Genomic DNA, 22,738 nt, shown 5'->3' on the forward strand with positions numbered 1-22,738 from the left:
GGCAGGGGCCGCGGGCAGTTTTGTTAGCGCCCATTTTTAAGGTTCTAGTTCGCTGGTTTGTCAGCTCACAGGCGCACCTCACGATGATCATCAACGCTCTGGTTTTCTTCACTACCCTGACCGCCATGGAAGGCGTGGCCTATCTCGCCCACAAGTACGTGATGCACGGTTGGGGCTGGGGCTGGCATCGCTCTCATCACGAGCCCCGCGAAGGCTGGTTCGAGAAGAACGACCTGTACGCGGCGGTATTCGCCGGGCTGGCCATCGTGTTGATCGCCCTGGGCACCCAGGGTTGGCACCCACTGGAATGGATCGGCGCCGGCATGACCGCCTACGGCCTGGTGTATTTCGTCGTCCATGACGGCCTGGTGCATCACCGCTGGCCGTTTCGCTTGGTGCCGCGCAGCGGCTATCTCAAGCGCCTGTATCAGGCGCACCGGATGCACCACGCGGTGGAGGGCAAGGAGCGCTGCGTGTCGTTCGGGTTTCTCTATGCGCCGACTACGGCGCGTCTGAAGGCGCAGCTGCGGGCGATGCACGAGGGTCCGCTGCGCAAGGCGGACGGGGCCGCTGCCACAGATCGGCGGAACGAGCCGGCCAGCGCGCGAAACGGCTCGTAACCGCCTGCCACAGGCCGCTCAGCACCGCGCCGATCTTCTCTGCCTTGGAGGTGGAGATGCGCTCATCCCAGGCGTGCTCGCCAGCTTCCAGCACCTTCATGCCGATCTGCCGATAGACCACGGCCGCCGTCGCTACCGCCCAGGCAGAGCGCCAGGGCAGGGCGCTGAGGCCTGCCCTGGCGCTGGCATAGTAGGGCTCGGCCAGCTCGACCAGGCGCTGGCCGAGCAGGGCCACAGCCGGGCGGTGATGGATGTCGGCGAGCCGGTCGAGGGGGACGGCCTGCTCTTGCAGCCATTGCTCGGGCAGGTAGCAGCGGCCCACGGCGGTGTCATCGATGATGTCGCGGGCGATATTGGTCAGCTGGAACGCCAGGCCCAGGTCGCAGGCGCGATCCAGGGTCGGCTCATCGCGCACGCCCATCACCCGGGCCATCATCAGGCCCACCACACCCGCGACGTGGTAGCAGTACTCGAGGGTGTCATCGATGCTCAGGTAGCGGCGCTCCAGCACATCCATCTCGAAACCGGCCAGGTGTTCGAGGGCGTGCTGCTCTGGAATCTGGTGGGCGAGCACCACCTGGCGAAAGGCCGCGAAGGCCGGGTCGTCCAGCGCGTCGCCGCGGTAAACCGCATGGGTCTGGGTCTTCAGGTGTATCAGGCGCCGCTCGGCTTCCTCGCGGCTGATCGACACGGCGTCGTGGCCGGCCTCCTGACCATCGATCACGTCGTCGCAGTGGCGGCACCAGGCGTAGAGCATCACGGCGCTGCGCCGGGTGGGTTCGTCGAACAGTTTCGAGGCCGCGGCAAAGCTTTTCGAGCCCGCCGCGATGCTCCGGTTGGCGTGTTCGATCAGCGCGTCGTCCTGCGGCACGCCGGTCATGCCTGCAGGTCCTCGAGCATCAGGCTAGCGGTGGCCTTGGCCGACCCGATCACGCCCGGTACGCCTGCGCCCGGATGGGTGCCGGCGCCGACCAGGTAGACGTTACCCAGCTGGGCATCGCGGTTGTGTGGGCGGAACCAGGCGCTCTGCTGCAACACCGGCTCCAGTGAGAACGCCGAGCCCTGATAGGCGTACAGCTCGTCGCGAAAATCATCCGGGGTGAAGATCCGGCAGGTCACCAGATCCTCGCGCAGGCCGGGCATGTAGTGTTCTTCGAGATAGGCGAGGATACGGTCGCGGTAGCGCGGCCCTTCGATGCTCCAGTCGATGGGCGCGTTACCGAGGTGCGGCACCGGCGACAGCACGTAATGGCTGGAGCAGCCCTCGGGGGCCAGGCTCGGGTCGGTCACGCAAGGCGCGTGTAGGTAGAGGGAGAAATCCTCGGCCAGGGTCTGGCCCTTGAAGATTTCCTCGATCAGCTCGCGGTAGCGCGGGCCGAAACACACCGTGTGGTGCTGCAGCTGGGGCTGCGGGCGCTTGAGACCAAAGTGGATCACGAACAGCGAGTTGCTGAAGCGCTTGCCTTTCAGGCGCTTGCCTTCCTGGCGGCCGCGCGGGTGGCCAGCCAGCAGCTTGTCATAGGTGTGCACCACATCGCCGTTGGAGGCCACGCTGTCGGCCTTGAAGTGCCGGCCGTCCTGCAGACGCACGCCCGTGGCGCGGTTGCCCGCGGTGTCGATGGCGGCCACGTCGGCGTTCAGTTCCAGCGTGCCGCCCAGGTCTTCGAACAGCCTGACCATGCCCTGCACCAGCGCGCCGGTGCCGCCCTTGGGAAACCACACGCCCCATTCACGTTCCAGGGCATGGATCAGCGTGTAGATCGACGAGGTGGCGAAGGGGTTGCCGCCCACCAGCAGCGAGTGGAAGGAGAACGCCTGGCGCAGTTTGTCGTGCTCGACGAAGCTCGACACCATCGAATAGACGCTGCGCCACGCCTGCAGGCGGGCCAGCTGTGGGCCGACTTTGAGCATGTCGCCAACCGACAGGAAGGGCACGGCGCCGAGCTTCAGGTAGCCCGCCTTGAACACGGCTTTGGAATAGGCGAGAAACCGCTGGTAACCGGCCACGTCAGCCGGATTCAGGGCGGCAATCTGCCGGTCCAGCTCGGCCTGGTCGTTGGCGTAGTCGAACTGCGTGCCGTCTTCCCAGCACAGGCGGTAGAACGGCGCGACCGGCAGCAATTCGACGTAGTCCTCGATCCTGCGGCCGCTGAGGGCGAACAGCTCCTCGATGGCGCTGGGGTCGGTGATCACCGTCGGGCCGGCATCGAAGGTGAAGCCCTGGTCGCGGTACACATAGGCACGGCCGCCGGGCTGGTCACGTTTTTCCAGCAGGGTGGTCTGGATGCCCGCACTCTGCAGGCGGATGGCAAGGGCCAGCCCGCCGAAACCCGCGCCGATGACGATGGCTGTTTTCGCTTGGTTCATGAACGCGTCTCGAAATGCCTGGGCGAGTGGCGCAGGGCCGCCCGCATGGCTTGGTCAACGGGGACCGGCGGTTTGCCGACAAGAATTCGTGCACGGTCGTACCAGGGGTTGCGGCTGGCGTAGAAACGCTCGATCAAAGCGGCTGGCAGGCCGTAGAAACGTTGCATCACCTGCCAGCGATCCTGTGGCCGGCCGGCCAGGAACAGCATGCGGTTGAGCAGGCGATAGAAACCCTGGTTGCGCCATTCACCCCTGGCGTGCTCGCGCAGATCGCGGGCCAGGGCGGCGGCGTCGCCCAGCTGATAACCCACCAGCCAGTCGGCCAGGCGCACGGCGTGGGGCAGGGAGTACCCGGTGGTGCAGTGGAACAGGCCGGCGCGCAGGCCTGATAGCGGCTGGCCGGCGGCCTCGTCCCAGAAAGCGTCGAAGTCGCCGGCCAGGGTGATCGGTAGCACACCCTGTTCCTCGCGCAGGCATTCGGCTATCTGCCAGCCATGCTGCTGCGCATAGGCTGCGATGTGCTGGCGAAGCTGGTCGGTACCGGCGCGGTGCTGGTCCACGTAGTGGGTGTCCTCGATCAGCAGGGTATCGGCCGAGAAGGGCAGCACGTAGACGAACCGGTAGCCATCGCCCTGGGGCACTCGCGCATCCATGATGATTGGCGCAGTCAGCCCGTGGGGCCGTTCGAGGCGCAACAGCTGGCCGACGAAGGCCTGCTGGCCAAGCACCAGGTTGCTGCTGGGCCGCGCGCCACGCCCGTCGATGACCGCCCGCGCCTCCAGGCGCTCGCCGCTTTCCAGCATCACCCGGGTTGGGCTGACCTCGGCGATGCGGCAGCCCAGCAGCAGCCCGCTGCCCAGCGCCGGGGTGAGCACCTCGGCGAAGCGCTCGCCGGTGATGCTCGCATAGCCGCTGTTCAGGGTTCGCGACAAGTAGGGGAAGTGCACCTGGTAACTGGCCCAGCGCTTGACCACCAGCGGTTCCAGCCAGCGGTGCTGAGCATCACTCAGGTCGCCGTCATGGAACGACCAGGTGTGGTTGCCGCCCAGGCTCTGTTGCTCCTCGATGCACAGCACCTTGAGGTCCGGGCGTTGCTGCTGCAGGCGCCAGGCGATCAGGCCGTTGGCGAGGCCGCCGCCGGCCAGGATCAGGTCGTAGGTCATAGGGTGTGCGCCTGTGCGGTGGCGTGGCTGACCACGGCAGCCTCGACGATATCGGCCGCCCGGCTTACCCCGCCGGCCTGCTGCAGCTCGTCGATCAGCGCGTCGAAGCCTGACAGCGGCCGGGCGAGCAGCTCGCGAAGCGCCGCTTCGATACGGGCCGCGCTGGCTCGCCGGCTCAGTTGGCTGCCCACACCACGGTAGGCCACCCGTGCAGCGACGCCCGGCTGGTCGAAGGCGATCGGCATCACCAGCATCGGCGTGCGCGCAACGATGGCATCCATCACCGTGTTCAGGCCGCCGTGGGTGATCACCGCATCGGCCCTTTCCAGCGCCCATTGCTGCGGCGCGAAGTCGGTGACCCAGGTGGCGCCGCGGTCGATCAGACGGCGTTCCTGGGCGGCATCGAGCTTGCCGCAATGGGCGATCAGCAGCTGCCCATCGAGGCGCTTGCAGGCCTTGGCGATGCGCTCGAACAACCCGAGCCGGTCGCCCTGCAAGGTACCCAGGCTGGCGAAAAAGAACGGCCGTGCCCCGTCGATCGGCCATTCACCCTGCTGCGGCGTGGCCGGGCTGCGCAGCGGGCCGACCGCATGGAAATGCGCCGGCAACTGGCTGCGTGGGAAATCGAAACCGCCTAGGGTCTGGCTGAGCTGCGCCAGGGGCGACAGGCACTCATGCAGGGCCGTGCGTGGCGGCACGCCCAGGCGCAGCGCCGCATCCTGGATCACTCTACCCAGGGGCTTCATCAGCCAGTCGTATACCTGGGTGCTGCCGCGGTACATGTGTTGACTGCGTTCATCGGTGGCGTAGGCGAAGGGCATCACCGGCAGGGGCAGCCCCGGCTCACGGTTGACCGGCAGCGCGCAGGCTACCGAGAAGAACGGCAGGCCCAGGCTTTCCGCGACCAGCCCGCCGGCGGGTTCCATCTGGTCGCAGAGCAGGGCCTCCACGCTGTTATCGGCCAGCGCCTGGGGCAGCTCGTTGCAGAGCATGGCGGTGGTGGCTGCCATCTGCTTGATGATGCGCCGCAGGCCCCAGGGCGTGTCCGGGCGTGCGGCCTGGTGCAGGGTGCGCGCCAGGCTGCCGGGCGGGTGGCTGTTGGCACCCACCGAGCGAAAGGTCACACGCGGGTCGCTGAGCCAGTGCGCGGCGTCGGACTGATGAAAGAAGGTCACCCGGTGGCCGCGGCCGATCAGCTCGACGGCGAGGGCCTGCAGGGCCTGGAAGTGACTGTAGTAAGGCGGTGCGACAACCGCGAAGTGGGTCATGCCTGGCTCGCCAGCAAAGGCGCCTGGCGCAGCGCGGCCAGGTTGGCCGAACCGGTGCAGAAGCACGCGGTACGCAGTTGCCGAATGACGATCTGGAAATGCTCGATCACCGCCTCGGTCGACAGTGTTGCGCCGGGCAGCGCGCCCGCCGCCTGGCCGACGATATCGGCGCCCAGGCGGATGGCCCTGGCGGCATCGACGCCGTCGCGTACCCCGCCGGAAGCGATCAGCGTCACGTCCGGCAAGGCAGCGCGTATCGCCTGCACGGCGCTGGCCGCAGGAATGCCCCAGTCGGCGAAGGCCATGGCCACCGCCCGATCGGCCGGGTTGGTGGCACGCTCGCCTTCCACGGCCGCCCAGCTGGTACCGCCGGCACCGGCCACATCGATGACCTGCACACCGGCCTCGACCAGCGAGCGGGCCACGCTGGCCGACAAGCCGGCGCCGACTTCCTTGACGATCACCGGCACCTCCAGGCTGTCGACCACCCGGGCGATCTGCGTCAGCACACCGCGCCAGTCACGGTCGCCTTCGGCCTGCACGGCTTCCTGCAGCGGGTTGAGATGAATGATCAGGCCATTGGCCTGTAGCGCATCGACCGCGCGCCGAGCCAGGTCGAGGCCGTTCACCTCGAGCAACTGGGCGGCGCCGATATTCGACAACAGCACGATATCCGGAGCGAGGCGACGCAGCTCGCGGGTCAGGCCCTGGTCATTGCCGGTCTGCAGGCTGACGCGCTGGGAGCCGACGCCCATGGCGATGCCCAGTGCCTGGGCGGCCTCGGCCAGGTGACGGTTGATGGCTTCGGAGCGCACCGCGCCACCGGTCATGGAGCTGATCAGCAGGGGCGCCTGCAGCGGGGCGCCGAGCAGCGAGGCGCGCAAGTCGATGGCGCCATGGTCGAGTTCGGGCAGGGCGCAGTGCTCGAATTGCACCTGCGACCAACCGGCGCCGACACGGGTAACGGCCTTGTGCCGATCCAGAACGATATCCAGATGATCATCCTTACGCCGACTGAGGTCGCTATTATTCATGCAGGCTCCATTGCGCCGGAATCATTTTGCTGTGCATGCGGTCTGTCCAGAACGGAATAATCGAATAGCATGTCGATCGAGCCGCCTTGTACAAGTTTTTGAACAACCTGCTGGCGGGCAAGATTATCAGGCAACCGCGCGCATTAGACGTTCCAACATTACAAATCGGCTTTGGTTACGATGATTGAGATGCCAGGATCGTACAACGTCGTGACCCTCGGTACGTAACAGGTGTGCGTACTGCAGGCATACAGAAGAAGAGAGTGAACGATGACAGCCTATGCGACCGCAACGATCGACAGCGGATTCACCGAACACCTGATGCAGCTGCGTGCCGCCGTCGATGATCGACTCGACGAGCTGTTGCCGCCTGCCAGCAACGAGCGCGACCTGGTCGCCGCGGCGATCCGTGACGGTGCGCTGGCGCCGGGCAAGCGTATGCGCCCGCTGCTGTTGCTGCTCGCCGCCAACGGGCTGGGCGCCAACCAGCGCCAGGCGCTGGATCTGGCCTGTGCCATCGAGATGGTGCATGCCGCCTCGCTGATTCTCGACGACATGCCCTGCATGGATAACGCCCAGCTGCGCCGCGGGCGGCCCACCGTACACCTGACGTTCGGTGAAGACATCGCCATTCTCGCGGCCGTGGCGCTGCTGTCACGGGCTTTCGGCGTGGTGGCCTCGATCGACGGGCTGCGCCCGCTGGTGCGCACCCAACTGGTGGAAATTCTCGCCAACACCGTCGGTTCGCAAGGCTTGGTGCAGGGGCAGTTGCAGGACCTGCGCGACGGCAAGCACGCCCGTAGCGAAGAGGAAATCGCCGCCACCAACAACCTCAAGACCGGGGTGCTGTTCAGCGCGATCATGGACATGGCGTTTCTGATCAGCGATGCACCCAAGCCGCTGCGGGGGGTGCTGCAGCGCTTCGCCATCGAGCTGGGGCACGCCGTGCAGCTCTACGACGACCTGCAGGACATCAATCCCAACAGCGACAAGGACCAGGGCAAGGACAACGGCAAGTCGACGCTCCTGGCGCTACACGGTGAGCAGAAGGTGCGCGAGCGCCTCGATGGTCACCTGGCGCGGGCACACATCTGCCTGGATGAAGCCTACCGCGGCGATGCCCATATCGGCCGCTTCCTGGGCATGCTGTTCGGCTGATTACCGGGGCAGCGCTTCCAGCGCGGCCTGCAGGGCTGCCGCATCACTGAAACGCTGTTCACCCACCACGTTGCCATTGTGCACGTCCAGCCACTGCACGGTTTCCCGATCACCGGCGTAGCGGCTGGCGACCCGACCGGTCTGGTCGAGCATGATCCGATACTTGGCCGAGCGCATGGCCGGCACCGCGACCATCTTGGCCAGCGACGGCATCTTCTCGATGTCGGCCACGTAGACCACGTGACGAGCATCCAGGAAACCCTCCGGCTGTTCTTCCAGCGCGCCGTTGACCAGGCGGGCGGTGGACATGCTGCGCGCCACCAGCACCACGCGGGCGCTGTCGTCCAGGGTATAGGCCTTCTCGAATTGATCCAGCAGCGTCCAGCGTGTCGGCGCGGGCGCGTCGGTCGCCCAGGTGGAGGAACAGACAACACTGAACAACAGGATGCAAAGTCGTTTCATGGCAAGCCGCTCGGTAAAAAAGTGGCAGCACAATAGAGCGCGGCGGTCACGCTTGCCAAATATTTTGCATTTGCCCGGCCCGCTCGGCGCTGCAGCTGCCGGCCTGGGCAGGGCCCGGTAAATCCGAGTGCCAGGCTACCTTTCGGGATGGTTGTTAATTAGAATCGATCTCGTTATTGATCTTTCGTAACGGGTGTTTGCATGGGTGGTGTGGCTGTATCGAGCGAACGCGCGTTCGACGACCTGTACCGGGAGCATCGCAGCTGGCTGGAGCAGTGGCTGAGCCGCCGCCTGGGCAATGGCTGGGATGCCGCCGATCTCAGCCAGGATGCCTTCTTGCGCGTGTTGGCCGGTTCCCAGGCGATCAGCGAGCTGCAGGAACCCCGTGCCTACCTGAAAACCATCGGTAAACGCCTGCTGATCAACCTCTACAAACGGCGCAGCCTGGAGCAGGCCTATCTGGAAGCGCTTGCGCAATTACCGGAAGCCTGTGCGCCGTCGCCGGAAGAGCGCTGGCTGGTGCTGGAAACCCTGCAGGCCTTGGACGAACTGCTCGACGGCTTGCCCCAGATGGTGCGCCGGGCGTTTCTGCTCAGCCAACTCGAAGGGCTGAGCTACCGGGATATCGCCGAACGCCTCGAGGTCTCCGAGCGCAGCGTCAAGCGCTATATGGCGCAGGCCTACGAGCACTGCCTGCTGGTCGAGCTGTGCTGAAGCGGGAGGTCAGTGGCGACACTCGGCATGTCGCGCGCTCGGCGGCGCGTTGGCTGGCGTTGCTCGAGTCCGGCGAGGCCAGTGAGCACGACCACAGGGCCCTGCAGCGTTGGCGTGACGTGCATGCCAGCCACGAACATGCCTGGCAGAAGATTCAGGCCTTGCGTTCGCGCTTTGGCGCATTGCCATCCGAGTTGGCGATGGCCAGCCTCGACCGCCCTGACCAGGGCCGGCGGCGCCTGCTCAAGGGCATGCTCGGGTTCGCCACCCTGGCTCCAGCGGCCTGGCTGGTCAGCCGTGAACTGCCGATCGAAGCCTGGCGTGCCGATCTCTCCACCCAGGTCGGCGAGCGGCGCCGGCTGACCCTGGCCGATGGCAGCGTGCTGGATATCAATACCGATTCTGCGCTGAACCTCGACGCCGATGGGCGTCGCCTGACTCTGCTGCGGGGCGAGGTGGCCCTGAAGGTCGCTGACAGCGCTCCATTCGTTATCGAGACCCGCCAGGGCAGGGCGACCCTTGCGGCTGGAGAGATCTGCGTGCATCAGCAGGGCGATAGCTGCCAGTTCTCGGTGCTGGCTGGGTCGGTGCAACTGCAGGCAAGTACTCATGAGACACAGGTTCTGCAGCGGGGGCAGCGAGTCACGCTGCGCGCTGGGCGCATCCAGTCCACCCAGACCTTCGACACTGGTGCGCCTGGCTGGCGTGACGGTGTGCTGATGGCCAACGATCAGCCGCTCGGCGACTTCCTGCGCGAGCTCGACCGCTACCGGCCGGGCATTCTGCGCTGGTCGCCGGCCTTGGAGACGCTACGCGTCACCGGCAGTTTTCGCCTCGCCGATACCGATCAGATCCTCGATCTGCTGGCTGCCAGCCTGCCGCTGGACGTGCTCAAGCGTACCCGTTACTGGGTCACCCTGGTGCCGCGCGAAAAAATTGCCTGAAGCCTGTCCCTTTTTTTTCACCCACCTGTCATGGGAGGTAGTGAATTAAAAAGAGAGCGTCTGCCATGCCTTCACTGACACGTCATCGGCCTCGTCTGGTGTCTTCGATTTCCTGCTCCACCCTGTGCCTGAGCCTGATGCTCGGGCTGGGCAGCATCGCGCCGCTGAGCGCCGGGGCACAAACCGCCGAGCGCAGCTACAGCGTGCCGAGCAGTAGCCTCGGTGAGGCCCTGAGCCGTTTCGCCAGCCAGGCCGGGGTAAGTCTGTCGGTAGATCCGGCGCTGGTCAGCGGGCGCAGCAGCCATGGGCTGTTCGGCACCTACAGCGTCGATGAAGGCTTTGCGCGCCTGCTGCAGGGCAGCGGCCTGCGCCTGCAACCGGTGGGCGACTCGGCCTATACCGTTGCGCCGGCAGCCGACAGTGCCGACACCCTGGAAATCGCCCCCACCGCCATCACCGGGGTGACCATCCCTTCGCAAAGCCTGGAAGGTGAGCGCTACGCCGGCGGCCAGGTCGCGCGCCGCAGCTCCCAGGGGCTATTGGGCTCGCGGGATTTCATGGAGTCGCCCCTGAGCATGACCACCTACACCAGCGAGGCGGTGAAAAGTACCCAGTCGCGCACCCTGGCAGACCTCACCGCCAGCGACCCGGCGGTACGCTCCACCAACCCGGCGGGCGGGCGCTTCGAGCAGTTCACAATTCGTGGTTTCAGCCTGTTCAACAGCGATGTGTCCTACGACGGGCTGTACGGCATCATGCCGACGTACTCCATCGACATGGAGATGGCCGACCGCGTCGACATCCTTCGTGGCCCGACCCAGCTGGTCAACGGCATCTCGCCACGCGGTAGCGTCGGCGGCGGCATCAACCTGGTGCCCAAGCGCGCCACCGACAAGCCGATCACCGAGTTCACCGGCAGCTACGCCTCGGACAGCCAAGTCGGCGGTGCCGTCGACGTGGGTCGTCGTTTTGGCGAGGACAACCGCTTCGGCATTCGTTTCAACGGCGTCAAGCAGTCCGGTGATACCGAATGGGATCACCAGAAGGTCAACCGCGAGATGGCCGTGGTCGGGCTGGATTTTCGCGACGAGCGCCTGCGCCTGTCGATGGATCTGGGGCACACCGAGCGCGATACCGATGCGCCCCAGGAGCGCGTGCTGGTCGGCGCCAATGCCCCTGTGCCAAGGGTCGATGACGTACGCCATAACTATGCCCAGGCCTGGACGAAAGCCGAGACCAGCGACACCTTCGGTGCGCTGCGTGGTGAGTACGATATCGACGATTCGCTGATGGTTTACGGGGCGGTAGGGGCGCGCAAGAGTAATTACGATTTCCTGCGTCATAACGTGTCGATCACCAATGCCGCTGGTGACTTCACCATCCAACCCCGTGACTTTACCCGGGATGAAGACGTACGCACTGTAAACGCAGGTGTACGCAAGTGGTTCCAGACCGGGCCCGTCAGCCATGAGGTCAATCTGGCTGCCGATTATTTCTCGATGGATTTCGAGAATGGCGGTGGGCGTTACGCCAACCGTGCGGGCAATCTCTACAACCCGATCGCGACACCTGAGCCGACAGTGCGGACTCGTGATGATGCCAAGGTCTACACCGAGAACCGCTTCAGTGGTGTCGCGCTCTCCGACACCATGGGGTTGCTCGAGGACCGAGTGCTGCTGACGCTGGGTGCACGCTGGCAGCGCGTGAAGGTCGATGATTGGGAAAACGGCATCAAAGGCGAGACCGGCTACGACGAGGAGAAACTGTCGCCCTCGGTCGGTGTGCTGTTCAAGGCCACCGATCAGCTGTCGCTCTACGCCAACTACATGGAAGGCCTGAGCCAGGGCAAGATCGCGCCGTCCACCGCCAACAACGAAAACCAGATATTCGCGCCCTTCATCAGTCGTCAGCTTGAGGCCGGCGCCAAGTACGACCTGGGTAGGTTCGCGATTACTGCCGCTGTGTTCCGCATCAAGCAACCGGCTTACGAGACGGCGGCGCCAGTAGGTAGTCAAGTCGAGGGGACGTTCGGCCCCAACGGCAAGCGCATCAACGACGGTATCGAGCTGAACGTGTTTGGCGAGCCCATCGAAGGCTTCCGCCTGCTCGGGGGCGTGATGTATATCGACAGCGAGCTGAAAGACACCAATAACGGCGGCGCCAACGATGACAACCGCGCGCCGGCCACCCCCAAGTACAACGCCAACCTCGGCGCCGAATGGGACGTGCCAAGGGTTCAGGGGCTGACCCTGACCGCCCGCAGCATGTACAGCAGTTCCCAGTATCTGGATCAGGCCAATACCAAGGAGATCGACTCCTGGACGCGCTACGACCTGGGCGCGCGCTATGTCTTCAAAGTCAGCGAGACCGATGTCACCTTGCGTGGCACCGTCGAGAACGTGGCCAACTCCCGGGACTGGATCTCGGCGGGCGCCTCGGATGACAGCGAGGCGGGCCTGACCCTTTCAACCCCGCGCACCTTCTTGCTGTCGGCAACCCTCGGGTTCTGATCCAGTGACTAGGATCGAATTTGCAGGGTAGTAACAGGTCGTTGTCCGGGCGCACATTGATGCGCCTGTCCCTGGGCGTTCTAGCTGGCGGTGCAATCCCCCTGGCCAAGGCCGGGCCTGCACCGCGGCGCGTCATCAGCCTGTTTCAAGGCGCCACCGACACTGCGGTGGCGCTTGGCATTCGGCCGGCCGGCGTGGTCGATCCGCGGAGCGAGAAACCCATGTATCGGTACCTGCGCCGGTCCTGGCCGGCGTGGCCCATGCCGGCCTGGAGACCCCGCCGAGCCTGGCGGACATCGCCTCGCTCAGCCCGGACCTGATCGTCGCCTCGCGCTTTCGCCGCGAGCGGATTGCCAGGCTGCTCGAACAGCCATGCCGGCAGCGTACTGGCCGAGCTGGGTTTCGTGTGGAACCAGCGGACTATTGCTCGACCTGCCCGTTGATCCGCCCGAAGGCCCCCGCGATGACGCCAGCGACCGAAACCGTTGCCGCTTATCGCGGTTCCGCGCTCGGGTGGCCATCCCCTCGTCTGTCTGCCAGCGCGATCTTGGCGCCATTCTCCTGATTGACCATCCAGCGCAGCAGGCTGACCAGCGACACCTTGTGATCCCGCGTGGCGCCCCAGATGGACTGGTTCTCGCAATACAGCTCGGTATAGCGGCTGAGCACCAGGTGGCGGCCATCGGTGTCGAGGCGCAGTTCCAGTTCGCGGCAATGCAGGGTGGTCATATCCGGGGTTCTGATTCGCCGGTGTAGGACCAGCACGTCTTCAACGCTCATCGCTCGCTCCACAAAGATCCGCTTGTGTGCCGAGTTTGCCCTCGGCGACGAAATGCGCTCGCCGCTCGGCCACCGCATCGCGCAGGGCCAGGTAGTAATCGGGCTGCTTTCTCAGCTCGTCGGTCAGCGGCAGCGCCTCGGCGCGGCCATCGACGATGCCGCCGACGGTATTCACCGTGCCCAGTGTCTCCAGGGTGTCGCTGTTGCTGCCGAACGGCGAGACCACGAAACTCAGTACCTTGCCGCTGGCGTCGCGCAGGTTGCCGGTGCCCAGCAGCGGCAATTCGACGATCGGGCCGTTGGCGATATTCCACACGCCGAAGGTCTGGCCGAAGTCCGCCTCGTGACGTTCGATGTCCAGCCGTCCGGACACGTCGATCAGGCCGAGGATACCCACCGTGGTATTGAGCGCGAAGCGGCCGACCGTGGTGACCGAGCGCCGACCGTTGCCCTGCAGCAGATCGTTGATGAACACCTTGGGTTCGCCGAAGTTGGCGACGAAATTGTGCACGCCGCCCTGCACGAAGCCGGGCAGGTGCCGATAGCCGCGGGCCACCGGGGCCAGCAGGTAGTCGTCGACGCTGCGGTTGAACGCGAAGATGCCGCGGTTGAGCGGCTCGACCGGGTCATGGGGCGCTGCCAGCGTGCCCTGGCAAAGCTGGGTGGAAGAAGGGGTGGGGCTGGCACAGCCCGCGGCCAGGCTCAGGGCAGCAGCCAGCGAAAGCGTACGGGTGAAGGGACGAGCGAAAGCAGGAGTCGGCATGGGTGATCCTCGATGGAAATTGCGCCGATGCTGCCTGGCAGGTTTTGCCGGTGAATGTCCGCCTTGTTGCGAAATCGCCGCTTTATTGCCGGATTGAAATATATGACGCGCCCGCGCCAATGGTTTTAGATAGCCGCTCCACAACTGCCCGCAGCGAGCCCCGCGTGAACCACCTATTGCTGGTGGACGATGACCTCGACGTCCTCGCCCTCCTGAAGAAATTCCTCGAGCTGCACGGCTACCGCGTCGACGTGGCCACCGATGGCGCCAGCCTGTGGCAGGCGATGCAGCGCCAGCAGCCCGACCTGGTGATCCTCGACGTCATGCTGCCGGGGGAGAGCGGGCTGGTGCTCTGTCAGCGCCTGCGCAGCGAACACGGCATGGCGGTGATCATGCTCACCGCCATGGGCGAACTCAGCGACCGCGTGGTGGGCCTGGAGCTTGGCGCCGATGACTACCTCACCAAGCCCTTCGACGCCCGTGAGCTGCTGGCCAGGGTGCGCGCGGTGCTGCGTCGTACCGGCCAAGTCAGGAGCGTGCTCAACGACAAGCCGCGACCGACCCTGGAGTTCGCCGGCTGGCAGCTGGACGTCACGCGCCGGGAACTGCGCTCGCCGGACAAGGTGATGATTCCGCTGTCCGGTGGCGAATTCGAGTTGCTGCTGGTGTTCGCCGAGCACCCGCGCCGGGTGCTCAGCCGCCAGCAACTGCTGGACATGACCCGCGGCGAGGCCTTTGAGGCCTTCGATCGCAGCATCGACGTGCAGGTCAGCCGCCTGCGCCGCAAGCTGGAGGGCGATGTCAGCGGCGTGCCGATGATCCGCACGGTGCGCAACAGTGGCTACCTGTTCACTCCCAGCGTGCTGGTGAAACGATGAAGCCGCTGCAATGGCTCAACTGCCCCAGCGATACGGTGGCGCGCTGGATCGCCCTGACCACCATGGCCGCCATGCTGACCGCGCTGCTGCTGACCTGGGCACTCAGCCAGCTGGCCGGCGTATGGGCACGGCCACCGCTGCTGCAGACCGGACTGCTGGAGAGCCTGGCCAGTATCAGCCGGATCATCGACGCCGCGCCGGTCGAGCAGCGGCCGTCCATCGCCAGGTTCGCCAGTAATGAGATATACAGCACCACCTGGCTGCGCCGCTTCGAGGATGCCGAGGTGCCCACGCCGTACGACGATGCGGAGTTTCGCGCCGGGGAAGAGTTTCTGCGCAGCCAGTTGGGCAATCCCAACGCCAGGATCCTGGGCTATGAGCCGGATGAATGGCCGGTCAACGACCCACGGGCAGGTTATGCCCTGTTGGTCGAATTGCGCGACGGCTCATGGGTGAAGTTCTCGGCATTCACCCGCAACTGGGGCCTCGACCCATTGCCGCGCAACCTGATCGTCATCGCCCTGGTGCTGCTGTCGACCATTGCCGTGGCGCTGATCGCCACACGCCATCTGGCTGGGCCGCTGGAGCGCTTCGCCCGCGGCGCCCGGCGCTTCGGCAGTGATTTCCGCGCGCCGCCCATCGCCGTCGAGGGGCCCCGGGAGATCCGCCAGGCCATCGTCGCCTTCAATGCCATGCAGGCGCAGTTGCAGCACTTCATCCATGACCGCACACAGATGCTCGCGGCGATTTCCCACGACCTGCGCACGCCGCTTACGCGCATGCGCCTGCGCGGCGAATTCATCGACGACCCGGAGCAGCAGGCCAAGCTGTTTCGCGATGTGGACGAGATGCAGGCGATGATCAACAGCGCCCTGGAATTCTTCCGCGACGAAGCCCGCCTGGAACCGGCGACCGCCTTCGACCTCGCCGGGTTGCTGCACACCCTGGTCGACGACTACCGGGATGCCGGCATCGAGGTGCAGCTGAGCCCTCCCGGGCGACTGGTCTATGTCGGTCGGCCGATCGGCATCAAGCGCGCGCTCGGCAACCTGCTCGACAACGCCATCAAGTATGGCCGCGAGCCGGCCGTCACTCTGGAGCAGGGCGCACACGGCGTGCTCATCCGCGTGCGGGACCGCGGGCCGGGCATCGACCCGGCGTATCAGGAGGAGGTCTTCAAACCCTTCTTCCGTATCGAGGGCTCGCGCAACAAGCACACCGGCGGCGTTGGCCTGGGGCTTTGTGCCGCCCGGGCCATCGTGCTGGAACACGGCGGCAGCCTGTCCTTGCGCAATCGCCCCCGCGGCGGCCTGGACGTGCGAGTCGAACTGCCGTTCACCTGAGCACCTTACGACGTTCAGCTGACCGGTCCGGCCTTCCGGCTCGCCAAGAAGGCCCCAGCCGGAGGGCTCGTGGACGTCCGGCGACGTCATCGTGACAAAGCCGGCCGGTTCGACAGGTTTCTGATGGACGCCGGCCGGCAGAGGATCCTTCTTGAAGGAAGGCGATTGGTGGGCGCCCAGCGGATCCGCGCTGGTCTCGCGCTCGGCCATCTTGCGCGTGCCATTTTCCAAGAAGGCGAACACTGAAGTTCCTGTGCAGCCTGGGCGTCGCTGCGTTCTCCCGTTTACTCCTAAGCGGGCCGCGGGCCATGGGCGGTGGTTGACGGTCGAACAGCCTCGACCGGCCGTTACATAAGTTGCACCGGCTGCCGGTTGCGCAGGTCACAAGCCTACGATGATCATCCTGGGAGCCGCCGATGAAACGCCTGCGCATCGCCACCTTCAATATCAATGGCATCAACGCCCGACTGCCCAACCTGCTGAGCTGGCTGGAGCGCGAGCAGCCGGACGTGGTGTGCCTGCAGGAGCTCAAGACGCCGGACAAGTCGTTCCCGGCCAGGGATATCGAAGCGGCCGGCTACGGCGTGGTATATCAGGGGCAGACGTCGTGGAACGGCGTGGCTATTCTCGGCCGCGACACCCAGCCCCTGGAAATTCGTCGCGGCCTGCCCGGCGCCGAATGGGACACCCAGGCGCGCTATATCGAGGCGGCGGTACTCGGCGTGGTGGTGGCCTGCCTGTACCTGCCCAACGGCAACCCGCAGCCCGGCCCGAAATTCGCTTACAAGCTCAGGTGGTTCGAGCACCTGATCGAGCATGCACAGACCCTCCAGGCCAGCGAGCACCCCGTGGTGCTGGCTGGCGACTTCAACGTGGTGCCAACCGATTTCGATATCTACAACACCCGTTCCTGGCTGAAGGATGCCTTGCTGCAGCCCGAGAGCCGCGAGTGTTTCCAGCGTCTGCTGGATCAGGGCTGGGTGGACGCGTTGCGCACCCTGCACCCGGATGAACAATTGTTCACCTTCTGGGACTACTTCCGTCGCCACTGGCAGAGCAACTCCGGGCTGCGGATCGACCACCTGCTGCTCAACCCGGCACTGGCGCCCTACCTGCAGGCGGCGGGCGTGGACACCTGGGTGCGTGGCGAGGAGCACCCCAGTGACCATGCGCCAACCTGGATCCAGCTGAGCAGCCGCAAACGGCGAAGCAAATGACGCCCATGCTGAACCCTTATGGACGATCAGAGGTTTTATTTCTTTTGGAAATAAGTAAAGACCGTTTTCATATTTGCAGCCGCTTTGGGTGACAAGGACAATGCTCTATTACGCAATTTTTTGATACAGGTCAAAGCCTTACTTTAAAGGTGCCTTTTGAACCCATCCCTCAGCGGCCAGCTGGCCAGAACGCTTTTCGACAGCCAGCCGGGGCCTGACGAGCGTCAGCGTGCCCGCGACGGCCTGATCGACTATTTCGCCTGCTTGCTGCCGGTGCAGCTCGGCCTGGTGCAGGACTCGGGACTGGCGCCGATACGTGGGGTGTTTCCTGCTGCGCGCAGCATGGAAAATCATGCGTTGCAGCTCGGCTACATGAGCCATGCGCTGGATTTCGACGACTACCATGGGACCTTTCGCGGCCACCCGACCACCGTGGTGCTGTCGACGCTGCTGGCTTTGCTCGAAGACCAGCCGCCGATGGCGGTCGAGGACTTTCTCGACGCCTATATCCTCGGCGTCGAGCTGGCGGGGCGCCTGGGCAAGGCCATCGGCACCCGTCATTACGCGGCGGGGCTGCACAGCACCGCGACGCTGGGCGTGATTGCGGCGACCGGCGCCGCGTGCCGGTTGCTGCGCCTGACGCACGAACAAAACGAAGTCGCCCTTGGCCTGGCCGCCACCCAGGCTTCGGGCCTGCGCGCCCAGTTCGGCTCCGCGGCCAAGGCGTTGCATGCCGGTTTGGCCGCACGCAGCGCGGTCAACAGCGTCGAGTTGGCCCGCGCCGGTTTCGCCGCGCAGCGCCACGGCGTGCTGGAGGCATTTCTGGCCACCCTGGGTTACGGCGTCGAACGCCCCGATGATCTGCTGGCCGAGTGGGGCGCACCCTGGCGAATCATCTCGCCAGGCCTGGAGTTCAAGCGCTACCCAACCTGCGGTGGTACCCACAGCGCCGCGGAGGCGGCCTTCGCGCTACGCGAGCGGCTCGGCGGCGACATGGACGCGGTGCAGCATATCGAGGTGAGCTTCCCGCCGGGCGCCGATACCGCGCCCAATATCATCGCCCCGGTCAATGGCGTGCAAGCACGCTTCAGTCTCGAATACGTGATCGCCGATGGGCTGCTCAACGGTGCGATTTCCCTCGAGCGTTACGGCGAAGAACCGGTCGATACCCGGATCGCCGCGCTGGCCGCCCGGGTACGCCGGGTACCGGACCCCAGTGCGCCGGCCGACGAGCTGGATCCGGACCGGCGCTTTCACCGCGTCACCCTGTTCATGGCCAATGGCACGTCCCACAGCCACTGCGTGACCCGCCTGGAAACCGCCGCCGCGCCCACCGATGTGCTGGCCAAGCTGCGCAACAATCTTCGATCCCTGCCCGAGGCCCGGCTGGCCGCGATCAGCGGGGATCTGCACCTCGCTGACGATGCTGCGCTGCATCGCCTGGCTTCACTCATTCGCTGTCAGTAAGGATTGGTTATGTCCGTGCAATCTGCTTCACCCCGTCAATTGCGCCTCGGCCTGTTCGTACAGGCGCTGGGGCACCACGTGGGCGGCTGGCGTGCCGAGGGCGCGAAAGGCTCGCCCACCGACATCGACTGGTTCACCTGGATCGCCAGGAAGGCGGAAGAGGGCAAGTTCGACATGTTCTTCGTCGGCGACGCCCTGGCCACCAGCGTGCACCGCCTGCCATCCACCATGTCGCGCCTGGAGCCGCTGACCCTGCTCTCGGCCCTGGCCGTGCAGACCAAGCACATCGGCCTGGCCGCCACCGCGTCCACCACCTTCGACGAGCCGTTCCACCTGGCGCGGGCCTTGTGCTCGGTGGACCATATCAGCCGTGGCCGTGGTGCCTGGAACGTGGTCACCTCGTTCTCCCTCGACGCCGCGCGCAACTTCAGCCGTGAAGACCTGCCGTCCCACGCCGACCGCTATGAAATGGCCCGCGAGTTTCTCGACGTGGCCTTCAAGCTGTGGGATGGCTGGGAAGAGGGCGCCATCGTCCGCGAAAAGGAAACCGGCCGTTACTCGGACGAAAGCAAGATCCACGCGGCCAACCACAAGGGCAAGCACTTCCAGGTGCAGGGCCCGCTGAACATCGCGCGCTCGCCCCAGGGCCGCCCGGTGATCATCGAGGCCGGCTCGTCGCCGGCAGGCCAACAGTTGGCCGCGCAAACCGCCGAGGTGGTGTTCACCGCCGCGTCGTCGCTGGAGGAGGGCCAGGCCTTCTACCAGAGCCAGAAGCAGTTCGTGCGCGACGCCGGTCGTCAGCCGGACCATCTGCTGATTCTGCCGGGGGTGATGCCCATCGTCGGCCGCACCCGTGAAGAGGCCCAGCAAGTGTGGAACCAGCTCAACGAGCTGGTGGACATCGACAACGGTATCGAGCAACTGTCCGCCCGTTTCGGCGTGGACATGACCGCCTACCCACTCGACGGCCCGGTGCCGGAAATCCCCGCCACCGAAGGTAGCCAGAGCCGCGTCAAGCTGCTCACCGAGCTGGCCGCCCGCGAGAACCTGACCCTGCGCCAACTGGCGGCGGTGGCTGCAGGCTCCCGTGGTCACCGCGTGGTGGTCGGCACCGCCGAGGATATCGCCGATGACTTCCAGCACTGGCTGGAGCAGGGCGGCGCCGATGGTTTCAACATCATGCCGGCGGTGCTGCCCGAGCAGCTGGAGCTGTTCGTCGAGCTGGTGATTCCCGAGTTGCAGCGCCGCGGCCTGTTCCGCACCGATTACCAATTCAGCACGCTGCGGGAAAACCTCGGCCTGCCTTCCGTCGACGAAAACTTTGCCGCCGTTGCCCCGCTGGCAACCGAGAAGGAGTGACCATGAAAGGTTCTGCACTGACCGCCGCTGCTTTCGCGCTGCTGCCACTGACCGGCGCCATTGCCGCCGACAAGGGCGTGCCGTTCAACGCCACCGCCAAGCCGGCGGCCGACGCCGCCCTGCATGACACGCTGCCGGAGGCGATCAAGAAGCGCGGCAGCATCATCGCCGGCACCAACCCCAATACGCCGCCGACCACTTTCTACCAGGCCGACAACAAGACCCTGGCCGGGCGCGAGATCGACATCATCAGCGCGGTCGCCGACCGCCTCGGCGTCAGGCTGGAACTGCGCGACACCGGCGGCTTCGACAACATCATTCCGGGATTGAAATCCGGGCGTTACGACGCAGCGATCTCCAATATCGACGCCAACGCCAAGCGCCTCGAACAGGTCGATTTCGTCGGCTACTACAACGCCTCCAAGCTGGCCCTGATCGGCCGTGCGGATGCCGACAAGGGGCCGTTCAACAGCTTTGCCGAGCTGTGCGGCCAGACCGTCGGCGCCGGCGCCGGCACCTCCCAGGTGACCCGCCTGCAGCAGGCCAGCGAGGCCTGCGTGGCCGATGGCAAACCGGCCATCCAGGTGCCGATCTTTCCGGATCGCCCAGCCGGCGTGCAGGCGGTGATCAGTGGCCGCGTGCCTATGTTCTTCGGCCCGTACGAGGGCCTGCGTTACCAGGCCAACCAGGTGAAGGCGCTGAAACTGGCCGGCGAGATCACCATCGAGGACACCATCGTCTCCATCGCCCTGGTCAAGGATTCGCCGCTGGGCAAACCGATCCAGGCGGCGCTCAACTCGCTGATCAAGGACGGCACCTACCAGCAGATCCTCGACAAGTGGGAAATCGGCTTCGGCGCCGTCGAAACCGCCGGCCTCAACGAAGAAAACCTCAAATGAGCCAACGGCCTGACGACGACATCGCCGGGCTGCGCATCGTCAAGCACCGTCACTGGGGGCGCTGGTTCAGTGCCCTGATCGTGCTGGTGCTGCTGTCGCTGGTGGCCACCTCGATGGTCAACAACCCGCGTTTCGAATGGGAGGTGGTGGCGCAGAACCTGACGGAGGAGTCGATTCTCGCCGGCGTGCTGATGACCATCGAACTGACGGTCATCTCGGTGGTGTTCGGCTTTGCCGGCGGCACGCTGCTGGCCCTGATGCGGCTGTCTTCCAATCCGGTGCTGGTCAGCGTCAGCTGGGCCTATACCTGGTTCTTCCGCGCCGTGCCGATGCTGGTGCAGCTGTTTCTCTGGTACAACATCGCGGCGCTGTATCCGCAGCTGTCGCTGAGCCTGCCATTGGTGGGCGAGGTGTGGAGCGCGGCGACCAACGAGATCATCAGCCCGTTCAGCGCTGCGGTACTGGCCCTGGTGATTCACCAGTCCGCCTATGCCGCGGAGATCATTCGTGCCGGTATCCAGAGCGTTGGCCAGGGCCAGCTCGAAGCGGCCAAGGCGCTCGGCTACCGGCCCGGACAGATCTTCCGGCAGACCGTGCTGCCCCAGGCCATGCGCACCATCCTGCCGCCCGCCGGCAACGAGGTGATCGGCCAGCTGAAAACCACCGCGGTGGTGTCGGTGATCGCCCTGCAGGACGTGCTCTATTCAGCGCAGATCATCTACCAGCGCACCTATGAGGTGATCCCGCTGCTGCTGGTCGCCACCCTCTGGTACCTGGTGATGACCTCGGTGCTGTCGGTGCTCCAGCATTACATCGAAGTGTGGTACAGCCGCGGCAATGGCCCGGCGCGCATAAGCTGGCTGCGCCGCAACAAAGGCACGCAGGAGTCCGCGTCATGAGCGAGTCCATCCGCCTGCGTGGCGTGCACAAGCAGTTCTCCGGCAATACGGTGCTGCATGGCATCGACCTGGACATCACCGCCGGCTCGGTGACGGTGATTCTCGGGCCGTCCGGCTCGGGCAAGTCGACCCTGCTGCGCTGCATCAACCACCTGGAAAAACTCGACGGCGGCACCATCCACGTCGGTGACACCCTGATCGGTTATTGCCGCAAGGGCCAGGCGCTGTACGAACTGCCGGAAAAGGCCGTAGCGAAGCAGCGCCAACGCATCGGCATGGTGTTCCAGCAGTTCAACCTGTTCCCGCACCGCACGGTGCTGCAGAACATCGCCGATGCACCGATCCGCATCCTCGGCCAGAAACGCGCTGACGTGGAGGCGCGGGCCATGCAGCTGCTCGACCAGGTCGGCCTGGCGCACCGTGCGCAAGCCTGGCCACGGGAGCTGTCCGGCGGGCAGCAGCAGCGAGTGGCGATCGCCCGGGCACTGGCCATGCAGCCAGAGGTGATGCTGTTCGACGAGCCGACCTCGGCACTGGACCCCGAGCTGGTGGGCGAAGTGCTGCAGGTGATGAAGCAGTTGGCGCACTGGGGCATCACCATGGTGGTGGTCACCCATGAAATCGGCTTTGCCCGCGAGGTGGCGGACAATATCGTGTTCATGGACAACGGCAAGGTGGTGGAGGCGGGCGATGCCCGCGCCTTGCTGGACGACCCGCAGCATCCACGGCTGCGTGAGTTCCTGGCCAGCGTGCTGTAAGGCGCCGTCTGGTGGTGAGCCCTTGCTCATCGCCAGGTGCTTTATTTAGCCCGGCTTGCGTGAACGGCATTTAGAAATTGCGCAGCCGTTGTAGATGGGAGAGGGCGTCGAATCGAGGCGAGCTGCCAAGTAACA

21 protein-coding genes and 1 pseudogene are annotated in these 22,738 nt (G+C 65.5%); 14 read left to right on the forward strand and 8 right to left on the reverse strand.

Annotated features, from left to right (window positions below; all coding sequences use genetic code 11):
• Nucleotides 1-83 precede the first annotated feature (83 nt).
• The gene (locus tag SA190iCDA_RS13825) at nt 84-620 is read left to right on the forward strand and encodes a sterol desaturase family protein (protein ID WP_083329882.1); all 537 of its coding nucleotides are present in this window, start codon (nt 84-86) and stop codon (nt 618-620) included.
• Here the strand turns inward: SA190iCDA_RS13825 and crtB are convergent.
• From crtB to fni, 5 genes are read right to left on the reverse strand one after another with little or no spacing between them, the layout of a single operon-like run.
• Complete coding sequence (gene crtB / locus SA190iCDA_RS13830; protein ID WP_070887362.1) at nt 502-1,500, reverse strand: 15-cis-phytoene synthase CrtB; 999 nt, start codon at nt 1,498-1,500, stop codon at nt 502-504. The genes SA190iCDA_RS13825 and crtB overlap by 119 nt on opposite strands.
• Entirely contained in the window at nt 1,497-2,987 is a 1,491-nt protein-coding gene (locus SA190iCDA_RS13835) for a phytoene desaturase (protein WP_070887363.1), read from the reverse strand. The genes crtB and SA190iCDA_RS13835 overlap by 4 nt, the downstream gene beginning before the upstream one ends.
• Nucleotides 2,984-4,150: a lycopene beta-cyclase CrtY gene (gene crtY / locus SA190iCDA_RS13840; RefSeq protein ID WP_070887364.1), complete on the reverse strand. Its 1,167-nt coding sequence runs from the start codon at nt 4,148-4,150 to the stop codon at nt 2,984-2,986. Before crtY ends, SA190iCDA_RS13835 begins: the two co-directional genes overlap by 4 nt.
• Entirely contained in the window at nt 4,147-5,418 is a 1,272-nt protein-coding gene (locus SA190iCDA_RS13845; protein ID WP_070887365.1) for a glycosyltransferase, read from the reverse strand. The genes crtY and SA190iCDA_RS13845 overlap by 4 nt, the downstream gene beginning before the upstream one ends.
• Complete coding sequence (gene fni, locus SA190iCDA_RS13850; RefSeq protein WP_070887366.1) at nt 5,415-6,452, reverse strand: type 2 isopentenyl-diphosphate Delta-isomerase; 1,038 nt, start codon at nt 6,450-6,452, stop codon at nt 5,415-5,417. Before fni ends, SA190iCDA_RS13845 begins: the two co-directional genes overlap by 4 nt.
• A gap of 270 nt (nt 6,453-6,722) precedes the next feature.
• Between fni and SA190iCDA_RS13855 the strand changes: the two genes are divergently transcribed.
• Nucleotides 6,723-7,610, forward strand: coding sequence for a polyprenyl synthetase family protein (locus tag SA190iCDA_RS13855; RefSeq protein WP_070887367.1), 888 nt, complete (start codon nt 6,723-6,725; stop codon nt 7,608-7,610).
• On the opposite strand, the gene SA190iCDA_RS13860 is transcribed toward SA190iCDA_RS13855, so the two are convergent.
• The gene (locus SA190iCDA_RS13860; RefSeq protein ID WP_070887368.1) at nt 7,611-8,072 is read right to left on the reverse strand and encodes a hypothetical protein; all 462 of its coding nucleotides are present in this window, start codon (nt 8,070-8,072) and stop codon (nt 7,611-7,613) included.
• 201 nt (nt 8,073-8,273) lie between these two features.
• On the opposite strand from SA190iCDA_RS13860, the gene SA190iCDA_RS13865 reads away from it, so the two are divergent.
• The 4 genes and pseudogenes from SA190iCDA_RS13865 to SA190iCDA_RS13880 all read left to right on the forward strand — a co-directional run.
• Nucleotides 8,274-8,786, forward strand: a complete 513-nt coding sequence (locus SA190iCDA_RS13865) for a sigma-70 family RNA polymerase sigma factor (protein WP_070887369.1) — start codon at nt 8,274-8,276, stop codon at nt 8,784-8,786.
• Nucleotides 8,780-9,730: a FecR domain-containing protein gene (locus tag SA190iCDA_RS13870; RefSeq protein ID WP_083329883.1), complete on the forward strand. Its 951-nt coding sequence runs from the start codon at nt 8,780-8,782 to the stop codon at nt 9,728-9,730. The genes SA190iCDA_RS13865 and SA190iCDA_RS13870 overlap by 7 nt, the downstream gene beginning before the upstream one ends.
• A 65-nt stretch (nt 9,731-9,795) precedes the next feature.
• Nucleotides 9,796-12,240, forward strand: coding sequence for a TonB-dependent receptor (locus SA190iCDA_RS13875; RefSeq protein ID WP_070887370.1), 2,445 nt, complete (start codon nt 9,796-9,798; stop codon nt 12,238-12,240).
• Nucleotides 12,241-12,299: 59 nt separating this feature from the next.
• A pseudogene (locus tag SA190iCDA_RS13880) lies at nt 12,300-12,610 on the forward strand (iron-siderophore ABC transporter substrate-binding protein); the annotation flags it as partial.
• Between the two features lie 122 nt (nt 12,611-12,732).
• Here the strand turns inward: SA190iCDA_RS13880 and SA190iCDA_RS13885 are convergent.
• Both SA190iCDA_RS13885 and SA190iCDA_RS13890 read right to left on the reverse strand, forming a co-directional pair.
• Complete coding sequence (locus SA190iCDA_RS13885) at nt 12,733-13,020, reverse strand: hypothetical protein (protein ID WP_070887371.1); 288 nt, start codon at nt 13,018-13,020, stop codon at nt 12,733-12,735.
• A complete protein-coding gene (locus tag SA190iCDA_RS13890; protein WP_070887372.1) occupies nt 13,010-13,783 on the reverse strand; it encodes a VacJ family lipoprotein in 774 nt (257 codons plus the stop codon). Before SA190iCDA_RS13890 ends, SA190iCDA_RS13885 begins: the two co-directional genes overlap by 11 nt.
• A 164-nt stretch (nt 13,784-13,947) precedes the next feature.
• On the opposite strand from SA190iCDA_RS13890, the gene SA190iCDA_RS13895 reads away from it, so the two are divergent.
• The 8 genes from SA190iCDA_RS13895 (at nt 13,948) to SA190iCDA_RS13930 (ending at nt 22,603) form a co-directional block, all read left to right on the forward strand.
• On the forward strand, nt 13,948-14,661 hold the full coding sequence (locus tag SA190iCDA_RS13895) for a response regulator (protein WP_070887373.1): 714 nt from the start codon (nt 13,948-13,950) through the stop codon (nt 14,659-14,661).
• Nucleotides 14,658-16,004: an ATP-binding protein gene (locus tag SA190iCDA_RS13900; RefSeq protein ID WP_070887374.1), complete on the forward strand. Its 1,347-nt coding sequence runs from the start codon at nt 14,658-14,660 to the stop codon at nt 16,002-16,004. The genes SA190iCDA_RS13895 and SA190iCDA_RS13900 overlap by 4 nt, the downstream gene beginning before the upstream one ends.
• Before the next feature lie 416 nt (nt 16,005-16,420).
• Nucleotides 16,421-17,221, forward strand: coding sequence for an exodeoxyribonuclease III (gene xth, locus SA190iCDA_RS13905; RefSeq protein WP_070887375.1), 801 nt, complete (start codon nt 16,421-16,423; stop codon nt 17,219-17,221).
• Nucleotides 17,222-17,377: 156 nt separating this feature from the next.
• Nucleotides 17,378-18,688, forward strand: a complete 1,311-nt coding sequence (locus SA190iCDA_RS13910; protein WP_070887376.1) for an MmgE/PrpD family protein — start codon at nt 17,378-17,380, stop codon at nt 18,686-18,688.
• Nucleotides 18,689-18,697: 9 nt separating this feature from the next.
• Nucleotides 18,698-20,047: an LLM class flavin-dependent oxidoreductase gene (locus SA190iCDA_RS13915; protein WP_070887377.1), complete on the forward strand. Its 1,350-nt coding sequence runs from the start codon at nt 18,698-18,700 to the stop codon at nt 20,045-20,047.
• 2 nt (nt 20,048-20,049) lie between these two features.
• Nucleotides 20,050-20,946, forward strand: a complete 897-nt coding sequence (locus SA190iCDA_RS13920; RefSeq protein ID WP_070887378.1) for an ABC transporter substrate-binding protein — start codon at nt 20,050-20,052, stop codon at nt 20,944-20,946.
• Complete coding sequence (locus tag SA190iCDA_RS13925) at nt 20,943-21,845, forward strand: amino acid ABC transporter permease (RefSeq protein ID WP_070887379.1); 903 nt, start codon at nt 20,943-20,945, stop codon at nt 21,843-21,845. The genes SA190iCDA_RS13920 and SA190iCDA_RS13925 overlap by 4 nt, the downstream gene beginning before the upstream one ends.
• On the forward strand, nt 21,842-22,603 hold the full coding sequence (locus SA190iCDA_RS13930; RefSeq protein ID WP_070887380.1) for an amino acid ABC transporter ATP-binding protein: 762 nt from the start codon (nt 21,842-21,844) through the stop codon (nt 22,601-22,603). The genes SA190iCDA_RS13925 and SA190iCDA_RS13930 overlap by 4 nt, the downstream gene beginning before the upstream one ends.
• The last annotated feature ends 135 nt before the right edge of the window (nt 22,604-22,738 follow it).

This window comes from Pseudomonas argentinensis (assembly GCF_001839655.2).
Lineage (GTDB): Bacteria > Pseudomonadota > Gammaproteobacteria > Pseudomonadales > Pseudomonadaceae > Aquipseudomonas > Aquipseudomonas argentinensis_B.